The following is a 10,638-nucleotide window of genomic DNA, read 5'->3' as shown; positions in this document are numbered from 1 at the left end:
ACTTCCCGGTGGGCGAGGGGCCAAGGCGGCCAGGCGATCCGGCCAGGCTGGTGGCGGACGGGCGGAAGATCCGCGAGGTGCTGGGGTTCGCGCCGCAGTTCGACGACCTGGAGACGATCATCGCCCATGCCTGGAGGTGGGAGCAGAAGCTGAAGGAGATGCAGGCACCGGGCTGATCAGCGTGGGGCGAGCTGGCGAGGTCCTGTACGCGTTCGTGCCGGTGCTGCTGCTGATCCTGGGCGGCTATCTCGGCCAGCGCAGCGGGCGGATCGATGCCGGCCTGCGCAGCGGGCTGGAACGGATCGCCTATCACGTGTTCCTGCCGGCACTCCTGTTCCAGAACCTCGCATCCTCGGCCGTGCCCGGGGCGGCGGTCCTGCCGCTGCTGCTGCTCACCGCGAGCTCGATCCTGCTCGCCACCCTTGCCATGCTCGCCTGGTGCCGCCATGCGGCCGTGCCGGCGGCCGAGGTGGGGCCGCATGTCATGGCATCGATGCGGTTCAACAACTTCCTGGGCTTCTCGCTGCTCCTGCCGCTGTTCGGCCCGATCGGCCTCGCTGCCGGTGCGATGGTGTCCAGCTTCGCGGTGATCGTCGCCAACACGGTGAGCGTGGTCGTGCTGCTGGCCTATGCCGGCAGGAACCGGCCGAGCCTGCGCCAGCTCGGCCTCGAGCTGGCGCGCAACCCGCTGATCCAGGCATCGGCCGCAGGCCTCGCCTGGAAGGCGGGCGGCCTGGACCTGCTCGCCCCGGTGGAACGCACCCTGGCGATGCTGGGCCAGGCCGGCATCGTCTGCGGGCTGATCGTGGTGGGTGCCGCCCTGGCACTCGCCCCGAGCGCCCTGCCCCGCCCGGCAGCGCTCGCGTCCACCGGGTTCGCCAAGTTCCTGCTGCTGCCGGCCCTGGCCTACGGCCAGGCTTGGCTGTTCGGCCTGGACCCGCTGGTCACCGCGGCGATCACCCTGTTCTTCGCCCTGCCCACCGCACCCGCCTCCTACCTCCTGGCAAGGCAGCTGGGCGGCGATGCGGAGCTGATGGCCGGCCTGATCGTGGCGCAGTCGGTGCTGGCCATGCTGGTCCTGCCGGCCGTGGTGCTGCTGGTCGGCTGAAGGAGTGCCGGCGTCAGACCCGGCGCACCCGCCCGCTCGCCAGCAGTTCCGCCATAAACGGGAACACGGTCAGGCCGCCCTGCACCTTCTGCAGGGTCTCGGCCTCGGCAGCACGCACTCCGGCCAGCGCCTCGACCACCTGGGCCAGCCGTTCCCGCGGCACGATCACCACCCCGTCCGGGTCACCCACGACCACGTCGCCTGAGCGCACCACCAGGTCGCCCAGCACGATCGGCAGGTCGACGGTGCCGGGCCCGCTGCGCGCCGGCGAGTTGGGCACCAGGCCCTTGGCAAAGCAGGGCACGCCGACGTCGCGGATGCCTTCCAGGTCGCGCACCATCCCGTCGGTGACGAAGCCGACCACGCCCTGGTTGCGGGCCATGCCGAGGGTCAGGTCACCGGTCACCGCGGCCTTCTCGTAGCCAGCGGTGGCGGTCACCAGCACGTCGCCCGGCTGGCAGTCGGCGATCGAGGCCATCAGGGCCAGGTTGTCGCACGGCCCGCAGTCGGACGTGCGGGCCACGCCGCAGAACCGGTCCTGGCCCGGCACGATCGGCTTGATCCGCCAGTCGAGCGCGCCGCTGCCGCCCATCGCATCCACGATCTGGCTGGTCAGCATGCCGGAGAGCTGCTCCACCAGCTCGGCCGGCGGACGTTCGAAACTCTTGGCCACGGTGAGGATCGGGGCTTCGTCGATCATGCGGCAATCGCCTTGGGCAGGTTGGGAGGAACGAGGCCGGGGGCCAAAAGGTCCGCACCGGCATCGACGAACCGGGTGACGCCGCACAGGCACAAGGCGCGGTCCAGGTCGCGGCGCAGGATCTCCAGCACTGCCGCCACCCCGGCCTCGCCGGCCACCGCCAGCCCCCAGAGCTGCGGCCGGGCGATCAGGCAGGCATCCGCCCCCATCGCCTTGGCGACCAGCACGTCCACGCCGCGGCGGATCCCGCCGTCCAGCAGCACCTTGAGCCGCCCCTTGGCGGCAGCGGCGATCGCCGGCAGCGCATCCAGCCCGGCCGCGGCGCGGTCGAGCTGGCGGCCGCCATGGTTGGACACGATCACCCCGTCGACGCCGTGATCCACCGCGATCTGGATGTCGGCCGGATGGAGGATGCCCTTCAGGATCAGCGGGCCCGGCCAGTGCCGGCGCAGCATCGCGACGTCGGCCCAGGACATGGTCGGGTCGAGCAGCGCGTTCATCCGCCCGGCCAGCGTGTTGCGGTCCGCCCCGCCCTCGATCCCGGTATAGTTGGCGAAGGTGAAGTCGCGCCGCTCGCGCATCCGCCACAGCCAGCCCGGCCGGATCGCCATCGCCGCCATCACCTTCACCAGCAGCTTGGGCGGGATCGAGAAGCCGTTGCGCACGTCGCGCTCGCGCTGGCCGAGCGTCTGGTTGTCGATCGTGAGCACCAGCGCGTCGTAGCCGGCCTCCTGCGCCCGGTCGGCCAGCGAGCGGGTGAAGCCGCGGTCCTTGTAGACGAACACCTGCATCCAGCGGTTGCCGGTCTTCGGCAGCGCCTCGATCGGCACGGTGGAGGCATGGCTCAGGCAGAACGCGGTGCCGGCGGCGGTAGCAGCCCGATGCGATTCGAGCTCGCCGTCCGGCCACAACATCCCGGAGAGCCCGGTCGGGCCGATCATGACCGGCATGGCGAGCGTCTTGCCGAACAGCTCGATCGACAGGTCCCGATCCGCCACGCCCTGCAGCGGCCGGGGCAGGAGTACCGGCTGGTGGAAGGCCGCCTCGTTGCGCCGAAGGGTGATCTCGTCCTCGGCCCCACCGTCGGTGAAGTCGAACATCGGCCGCGGCAGCGCACGCATCGCGGCCCGGCGAAACCCTGTCACGCTGACGTGGCGCCGGATGAGCTGATCCCGGTCCATCCCCCGGCTGCCTCCCCGCTCGCCGCTTGTCTTGAGCGGCAACTAGGCACCGGTGAGGGTCCTGGTCAACCGGCGGATGACCCTGCCCCGGTCAGTCCGGTATCTCGTCGGTCACCACCTCGAAGCGGGTGAGCGTGCCCGGGCCGAACGTGTGGGTCAGCGGCACGTCGGCGGCGTCGCGGCCTCGCGCGATCAGGATCCGGCCGATCCGGGGCGCGTTGTTGCGCGGGTCGAACACGTGCCAGCGCCCGCCCAGGAACACCTCGATCCAGGCGGCGAAGTCCATGGGCGCATGGGGCGGCGGCAGGCTGATGTCGCTGATGTAGCCGGTGCAGTAGCGGGCCGGGATGTTCATGCATCGGCAGAAGGCGACCGCCAGATGGGCATAATCGCGGCACACCCCGACTTTCTCGCGAAAGGCGTCATGGGCGGTCCGGGTCGGCCGTGCGTGCTGGTAGCCGAACGTGATGTGGCCGTGGACGAAGTCGCAGATCGCCTGCACGCGGGCCCAACCCGGCCGGGTCCGGCCGAACAGGCGCCACGCCTCGTCGAACAGATGGTCGGTGTCGCAGTAGCGGCTGCCCAGCAGGAACATGATGGTGTCGTCCGGCAGGTCCTCCACCGCGTGCTGGATGGCTTCCTGGTCGAGCGGATCGGCCTGCCCGCGGTCACGGATCACCGTCGATGCGGAGAAATGGACGCTGCCGGCGGGCGCCACGAGCCGGGTGCACCAATTGCCGAAGTTGTCCCGATAGCCGTGCAGCGGGATCGATGGCCGCGTGATCAGATGGTCCGGCATCTCCAGGTCACCCACCCTCGACCAGTGGACATGCAGCATCAGGATCATCGGGGTCGGCTGCGGGAAGTCGTAGGCCATCTCGTAGCCGATCCGGATTCGCATGAGCCTGCTCCCTGTCGTGCCTGTGCCTGCCCGCCACGGGCCGCGCCGGCTTCGGCAGGATGCGATCGTCTGGCTACCGCCCGTCCGGCACCTGTTCGCCTTGCACATATCATACCAGAGCCGGCGTCGGCACGGGGTAGGCACCGCTGCCCGGCCGCTCCAATATCTTCCGGCACATACGGAGTCGGGCAGGCCGGCGCGCTGCCGCAAAGGACAGCTTGGGGGAATCGAGGATGTTATCGCGGCGGGTGGTCGTTGGTCTCGCCGTACTGCTGGTGCTGGCCGCCGGCGGCTATTTCTGGTGGCTCAACCGGGAACCTTCCCTGCCGGCCGGAATCGCGCGGGGCAATGGCCGCATCGAGGCCGAGCCCGTCGACATCGCCGCAAAATATTCGGGCCGGGTCGAGGAACTGCGCGTCGACGAGGGTGACCGGGTCGAGGCCGGCCAGGTGGTGGCGGTCCTGGAATCGACCGAAACCGAGGAGATGCTGCGCGAGGCGGAGGCCGACCTGCGCCGCTACACCCTCCAGCGCTCGGAGACGCTCGCGACCCTGTCCAGCCGGCAGAGCGAGCTGGCCCTGGCCCAGATCGAGTTCGACCGCGCCAGCGAACTGCGCCGCCAGGAGAATGTCAGCCAGTCGGTCTTCGACCAGCGGCGGGTGGCGCTGGAGGCGGCGCGGGCCGCGGTGGATGCAGCCAGGGCCGCGGTCGGTCAGATCGAGGCTGCCATCGAGGGCGCCGAGGCCCAGGTGGCGCGGGTCAAGGCCATGCTGAACGAGCTCACCCTGCGCGCACCCCGCGCCGGGCGCGTGCAGTACCGGCTGGTCCAGGCCGGCACGGTCGTCGCCGCCGGGCAGAAGGTCTACACGCTGATTGATCCGACCGACGTGCACATGACGATCTTCCTGCCGACCGCGGATGCCGGCCGGCTCGCGATCGGCGCCGAGGCCAGGATCGTGCTGGATGCCGCCCCGTCCTACCGCGTCCCGGCCAGCGTCTCCTTCGTGGCCTCCGAGGCGCAGTTCACGCCGAAGTTCGTGGAGACCCAGGACGAGCGCAACAAGCTGATGTTCCGGGTCAAGCTCCGGGTGCCGCGCGAGGTGCTGAGCGACTATGCCGACTATGTGAAGACCGGGCTCACCGGAGTGGGCTACGTGCAGGTCGATCCGGACCAGCCCTGGCCCGCCGATCTCGAGATACGGCTGCCCGATGCGGGCTGAGGCGGACCCGGTCGTCCGGCTGGCGGGCGTCGGCCACCGCTATGGCAGGACCACGGCGCTGGAGCAGGTGGACCTCGCCGTGGCGCGGGGACGCATGGTCGGCCTGATCGGCCCGGACGGTGTCGGCAAGTCGACCCTGCTCGGGCTGATCGCGGGCGTGAAGACCGTCCAGGCGGGGCAGGTCGTCGTCCTGGGCGGCAGCATGGCGGACGAGCGGCATCGCGAGCGTGTCTGTCCCGAGATCGCCTACATGCCGCAGGGCCTCGGCAAGAACCTCTACCCGACCCTTTCGGTGGCCGAGAATCTCCACTTCTTCGGCCGGCTGTTCGGGCAGAAGCGGGCCGAGCGCCTGGCCCGGATCGAGCACCTGACCCGCTCCACCGGCCTGTTCCCGTTCCTGGACCGGCCGGCCGGCAAGCTGTCCGGCGGCATGAAGCAGAAGCTGGGCTTGTGCAGCGCGCTGATCCACGACCCGGAGCTCCTGATCCTGGACGAGCCCACCACCGGCGTGGATCCCTTGTCCAGGCGGCAGTTCTGGTCCCTGATCGGCGAGATCCGGCAGGACCGCCCGGGCATGACCGTGCTGGTCGCGACCGCCACCATGGACGAGGCCCGCCGGTTCGACCGGCTGGTGGCGATCGATGGCGGGCGCATCCTGGCCGAGGACACGCCCGAGCGCCTGCTGGCGCAAACCGGCGCGGACGATCTGGAGGAAGCCTTCATCCGGCTCCTGCCCGAGGAGCGGCGCCGGGACCATGTCAGCCCCGTCCTGCCGCCCAGGACGTCGGATGGCGGTCCGCCGGTGATCGAGGCGCATGGCCTGACCCAGCGCTTTGGCAGCTTCACGGCGGTCGATCATGTCGACCTGCGCATCGAGCGGGGCGAGATCTTCGGCTTTCTCGGCTCGAACGGTGCCGGGAAGACCACGACCATGAAGATGCTGACCGGCCTGCTCCCGGCGACCGAGGGCACCGCCACCCTGCTGGGCAAGCCGATCGACGCTTCCGATCTCGAGACCAGGCGCCGGGTCGGCTACATGAGCCAGGCCTTCTCGCTCTACGACGAGCTGACGGTCCGGCAGAACCTGGAGCTGCATGCACGGCTGTTCGAGCTGCCGGCGGCGGGCCGGGCGGAGCGGATCGCGACGATGCTCCGGCGCTTCGAGCTGACCGAGGTCGCCGACCAGCTCGCCCAATCCCTGCCGCTCGGCGTGAAGCAGCGCCTGTCGCTGGCCGTGGCCGTCCTGCACGAGCCGGAGCTCCTGATCCTGGACGAGCCCACCTCCGGCGTCGACCCGATCGCCCGCGACCGCTTCTGGGCGATGCTGATCCGGCTGTCGCGCGAGGACGGCGTGACCATCTTCCTGTCGACCCATTTCATGGGCGAGGCGGAGCGCTGCGACCGGATCTCGTTCATGCATGCCGGGCGCGTGCTGGAGGTGGCCACGCCGGCCGAGCTCAAGGCGGGCGTGCCCACGCACGACCTGGACGATGCCTTCGTCGCCGCCATCGAGAAGGCCGCACCGGAGGCCACCCGGGACGAGCGGCAGCTCGCCCCCGACGCGGGACCGATCGCGGCCGGCCAGCGCACCGGTGCCGTCGCCCGCACCCTGGCCTGGGCGGCACGGGAGGCCAAGGAGCTGCAGCGCGACACCATCCGGCTGGTGTTCGCCGTGCTGGGCCCGATCTTCCTGATGTTCGCGTTCGGCTACGGGATCAGCTTCGACGTCGAGAACGTGGCCTTCGCGGTGCTCGATCAGGACCAGAGCCCGCAGAGCCGGGCGCTGGTGGAGGAGTTCCGCGGCTCGCGCTATTTCGAGCAGCAGCCGGACATCGCCGATCTGGCGAGCCTGGACCACCGCCTCCAGACCGGCGAGCTGAAGGTGGCGCTGGTGGTCCCTCCCGATTTCGGCCGGGACCTGGAGGCCGGCCGCGGGCCGGAGATCGGCATCTGGGTCGACGGCGCCATGCCGTTTCGGGGCGAGACCGCGCGCGGCTATGCGATCGGGGTGGCGCAGAACTTCGGCGCCCGGATCGCCGCCGGATCCGGCCAGGCCGGTTCCGCCGCCAGCCCGTTCACGCTGGAGATCCGCTACCGCTACAACCAGGAGTTCGAGAGCATCCGGGCCATCGTGCCGGGCGTGGTCATGCTGCTGCTGGTCATCGTGCCGGCGATGCTCACCGCACTCGCCGTGGTGCGCGAGAAGGAGACCGGCGGGATCATCAACTTCTACGTCACCCCGACCCGCCGGCTGGAGTTCCTGGTCGGCAAGCAGCTGCCCTATGTCGCGGTGGCCTATGGCAGCTTCGTGTTGCTGGTCGGGATCGCGGTCACGGTGTTCGGCCTCAGCATCAGCGGCAGCATCCTGGCCCTGGCACTGGGCGGCCTGCTCTACGTGCTGGGCTCGACCGCGGTGGGGCTGCTGTTCTCCACCTTCGTGAACAGCCAGGTCGCCGCCCTGTTCGGCACGGCGATCGCCACCGTGATCCCGGCGATCAATTTCTCGGGCTTCATGGTGCCGGTCAGCTCGCTCAGCGGCTTCACGCCCTGGATCGGGCGGCTGTTCCCCTCGGCCTGGTTCCAGATCGTGTCGGTCGGCACGTTCGCGAAGGGCTCAGGGCTAGGCGAGCTCCTGCTGCCGATGCTGGCGCTGGCCGGACTGGCGCTGGCCTACCTGCTGCTGGCGGCCCTGTGCCTGCGCCGGCGGGAGACCTGAGCCGATGCTGCGCACCGCCAGGGCGGCCTTCTATCTGGGCCTGAAGGAGATCGCCTCCCTGTCGCGCGACCCGGTCCTCCTGTTCCTGATCGCCTACTCGTTCAGCCTGGCGATCGTGTCGGTGGCGCGCGGGGCGCGGATGGAGGTCAACAACGCCGCGGTCGGCATCGTCGACGAGGACCGCAGCCCGCTGTCCCGGGCGATCGCCCAGGCGCTGCTGGAGCCGCGCTTCCAGCCGCCGCAGGAGCTGGAGCTCGACCAGGTGGACGACACCTTCACCCTGGCGCGGGCCACCTTCGTCCTGGACATCCCGCCGGACTTCGAGCGCGACCTGGTGGCCGGACGTCGGCCGACCCTAGCGCTCGCCGCGGACGCCACCGCGATCGCCCAGGCCGCCACCGGCACCAGCTATATCAGCCAGATCATCCAGCAGGAGGTCGAGACCTTCCTGGCAGTGGCGCCGGATGCGCCGCCGTCGCCGTTCAGCCTCGCCGTCCGGACCGCGTACAACCCCAATCTCGACAGCGACAGCTTCAACGCGGTGATGCAGATGGTGAACTCCGTCTCGATGCTGGCGATCATCCTGACCGGGGCGGCCGTGATCCGTGAGCGGGAGCACGGCACGCTGGAGCACCTGCTGGTGATGCCGCTGCGCCCGCTCGAGGTCATGCTCGCCAAGATCTGGGCGAACGGCCTGATCGTGCTGGTGGCGGCCACGCTGTCCCTGACCCTGGTGATCCGCCTGTTCCTCGGCGCGCAGGTGGCGGGCTCGACCGCCCTGTTCGTCCTGGGCACCGCCGTCTATCTGGTCGCGGTCACGTCGCTGGGCATCATGCTGGCGACCATCGCCAAGACCATGCCGCAATTCGGCCTGCTCGCCATCCCGGTCTTCGTGGTCATGAACCTCCTGAGCGGTTCGTCCACGCCGTTGGACGCCATGCCGCCCGCCCTGCAATGGGCGATGCAGGCTTCGCCCTCCACCCATTTCGTCACCTTCAGCCAGGGCGTGCTGTACCGTGGTGCCGGTATCGCCATCGTCTGGCCACAGCTCCTGCTGATCCTGGGGCTGGGCGCCCTGTTCTTCGCCATCGCCCTGCGCCGCTTCCGTGCTGCCCTGTTCGCCTGAGCGGGCAGCACTATCTCGGCAGGCGATCCGCCCGACCTCGATCTGCTGGTAGAGCTGGATCCAGCCGAGCGCGGTCGAAGCAGGACCTAATACTAGGTTTATATTCATAGAAACATGCGCCTGATGGGGCTATGGTGGGCGATGTGCGAACTCACCCCCAGGATCACCGCTCATGCCCCGCACCGCCGCCCAGGCCGCAGCCTCCCGCAAGAACGGCGCCCGCTCGCAGGGGCCCGTCACCGACGAAGGCAAGGCCCGCGCCGCCAGGAACGCCCGGACCTACGGCTTCCGCTCGTCCGAGGCGCTGCTGACCGATCTCGACGACGAGGCGCGCTTCACCGAACTGCAGGAAGCCGTGCATGCGCGCTTCAAGCCCGTCTGCCCGATGGAGGCCGCGATCTGCGCACGCATGGTGGCGGCGCTCTGGCGGGCCGAGCGTGCCGACCAGCTGGAGGCCGAGCACTGGTGCCTGCTGCCGCGCGGCATGAAAGCCGGCGACAAGCTGCGCATGGGCCAGATCCTCCATCACGACGAGAACAATCGCCGCCAGAGCCTGCAGACCATCCTGCGCTACCAGGCCGAGGCGATGAACGGCTTCAACCGCGCACTGCGCGCCCTCAACCTGCTGCGGGCCGCCCGCGACGGCGCGGACAGCCCGCCGGCACCGCCGGCGGAGCCTGCGGAAACCGCCCCCGCCAACCAGAACCGCCCGGCCGGGCCCGCGCCGGTGCTTTGCACGAACGAACCCGAACCTGCCCCTCCGGCACCGGGTCTGGCCGGCGCCCTGCCACCCGGCATGACCCCGCGCCACCCCGACTGGGCGCGCTTCAAGGCGTGGAACGACCATTGCGTGCGCCAGATCGAGGCGTTCGCCAATGGCGACCTGTTCCAGGGCACGGAGCCGCCGTCGGTGAGCGCGGCCGGCACGGATGAACCCAGCCCGGCCGGCTGACATCCTCCCCGGCGACCGCCGTGCGGCACTGGCCAAAGCGCGCTACACTGCCGGATGCGACCAATAGCGGCCGCGCCGCCGGGTGCTGGACTTGCGCCCGGCCGGCCAACCGATCAGGGAGGAGGCGCGCCATGCACGGTGCAGCCAAGCGCTCCGTCGCCGTCGTTCTGGGATTGGGGGTCATCTTGCCGCTTTCCGCCAACGCCAAGGGTATCGACCGCCAGCCGTTCGGCCAGCTCGCCGACGGCACCGCGGTCGAGCAGATCACGCTGACCAACGAGGGGGGAATGCAGGTCGCGTTCCTCACCTATGGGGGCACGGTCACCGCGATCCGCACGAAGGACCGCGACGGCCAGCTCGCCAACGTGGCGCTGGGCTTCGCCGAGCTGGCCGACTACGTCGAGAAGAACCCCTATTTCGGCAGCATCGTCGGCCGCTATGCCAACCGCATCGCCGGGGCAGCGTTCGAGCTCGACGGCCAGACCTACAAGCTCGCCGCCAATAACGGCCCGAACTCGCTCCATGGCGGCCAGACCGGCTTCGACAAGCGGGTATGGACGGCCGAGGAGGTCGCCGGCGGCGATGGGCTGGCGGTGGCGCTGACCTATCGCAGCCCGGACGGCGAGGAATCCTATCCCGGCAATCTGGACGTGCGGGTCACCTACACGCTCACCGATGCCGACGAGTTCCGGATCGACTACGAGGCCACCACCGACCGGCCGACCGTCCTCAAC

8 protein-coding genes and 1 pseudogene are annotated in these 10,638 nt (G+C 70.2%); 6 read left to right on the top strand and 3 right to left on the bottom strand.

Annotation, left to right across the window (positions count from 1 at the left end; translation table 11 throughout):
• Positions 1–181 precede the first annotated feature (181 nt).
• A complete protein-coding gene (locus tag VNS22_RS24745) occupies positions 182–1,108 on the top strand; it encodes an AEC family transporter (protein WP_325737275.1) in 927 nt (308 codons plus the stop codon).
• Positions 1,109–1,121: 13 nt separating this feature from the next.
• On the opposite strand, the gene VNS22_RS24740 is transcribed toward VNS22_RS24745, so the two are convergent.
• The 3 genes from VNS22_RS24740 to VNS22_RS24730 form a co-directional block, all read right to left on the bottom strand.
• Positions 1,122–1,808 (bottom strand): hypothetical protein, encoded by a 687-nt coding sequence (locus tag VNS22_RS24740; RefSeq protein ID WP_325737273.1) that lies wholly within the window; start codon positions 1,806–1,808, stop codon positions 1,122–1,124.
• A complete protein-coding gene (locus VNS22_RS24735) occupies positions 1,805–2,989 on the bottom strand; it encodes an alpha-hydroxy acid oxidase (protein ID WP_325737271.1) in 1,185 nt (394 codons plus the stop codon). Before VNS22_RS24735 ends, VNS22_RS24740 begins: the two co-directional genes overlap by 4 nt.
• Before the next feature lie 91 nt (positions 2,990–3,080).
• Positions 3,081–3,890 carry a transglutaminase family protein gene (locus tag VNS22_RS24730; protein ID WP_325737270.1) on the bottom strand — a complete coding sequence of 270 codons (810 nt, stop codon included), beginning with the start codon at positions 3,888–3,890 and terminating at the stop codon, positions 3,081–3,083.
• Positions 3,891–4,123: 233 nt separating this feature from the next.
• On the opposite strand from VNS22_RS24730, the gene VNS22_RS24725 reads away from it, so the two are divergent.
• The 5 genes and pseudogenes from VNS22_RS24725 to VNS22_RS24705 all read left to right on the top strand — a co-directional run.
• Positions 4,124–5,110 carry an HlyD family secretion protein gene (locus tag VNS22_RS24725; RefSeq protein ID WP_325737269.1) on the top strand — a complete coding sequence of 329 codons (987 nt, stop codon included), beginning with the start codon at positions 4,124–4,126 and terminating at the stop codon, positions 5,108–5,110.
• Positions 5,100–7,826: a ribosome-associated ATPase/putative transporter RbbA gene (gene rbbA, locus VNS22_RS24720; protein ID WP_325737267.1), complete on the top strand. Its 2,727-nt coding sequence runs from the start codon at positions 5,100–5,102 to the stop codon at positions 7,824–7,826. The genes VNS22_RS24725 and rbbA overlap by 11 nt, the downstream gene beginning before the upstream one ends.
• A 4-nt stretch (positions 7,827–7,830) precedes the next feature.
• Complete coding sequence (locus tag VNS22_RS24715; protein WP_325737265.1) at positions 7,831–8,952, top strand: ABC transporter permease; 1,122 nt, start codon at positions 7,831–7,833, stop codon at positions 8,950–8,952.
• A 172-nt stretch (positions 8,953–9,124) separates the two neighbouring features.
• Positions 9,125–9,904 carry a hypothetical protein gene (locus tag VNS22_RS24710; protein ID WP_325737263.1) on the top strand — a complete coding sequence of 260 codons (780 nt, stop codon included), beginning with the start codon at positions 9,125–9,127 and terminating at the stop codon, positions 9,902–9,904.
• A gap of 131 nt (positions 9,905–10,035) precedes the next feature.
• Positions 10,036–10,638: pseudogene (locus VNS22_RS24705) on the top strand (galactose-1-epimerase); the annotation flags it as partial.

The sequence above is a fragment of the Geminicoccus sp. genome (assembly GCF_035556675.1).
In the GTDB taxonomy this organism is placed as follows: domain Bacteria; phylum Pseudomonadota; class Alphaproteobacteria; order Geminicoccales; family Geminicoccaceae; genus Geminicoccus.
This window is presented reverse-complemented; position numbering and strand designations above follow the sequence as displayed.

Bases quoted from the DNA above. Each gene is read 5' to 3' on its own strand.
- VNS22_RS24735 (WP_325737271.1), bottom strand. From the start codon at position 2,989: ATGGACCGGGATCAGCTCATCCGGCGCCACGTCAGCGTGACAGGGTTT.
- VNS22_RS24730 (WP_325737270.1), bottom strand. From the start codon at position 3,890: ATGCGAATCCGGATCGGCTACGAGATGGCCTACGACTTCCCGCAGCCG.
- VNS22_RS24710 (WP_325737263.1), top strand. From the start codon at position 9,125: ATGCCCCGCACCGCCGCCCAGGCCGCAGCCTCCCGCAAGAACGGCGCC.
- rbbA (WP_325737267.1), top strand. From the start codon at position 5,100: ATGCGGGCTGAGGCGGACCCGGTCGTCCGGCTGGCGGGCGTCGGCCAC.
- VNS22_RS24715 (WP_325737265.1), top strand. From the start codon at position 7,831: ATGCTGCGCACCGCCAGGGCGGCCTTCTATCTGGGCCTGAAGGAGATC.
- VNS22_RS24725 (WP_325737269.1), top strand. From the start codon at position 4,124: ATGTTATCGCGGCGGGTGGTCGTTGGTCTCGCCGTACTGCTGGTGCTG.
- VNS22_RS24740 (WP_325737273.1), bottom strand. From the start codon at position 1,808: ATGATCGACGAAGCCCCGATCCTCACCGTGGCCAAGAGTTTCGAACGT.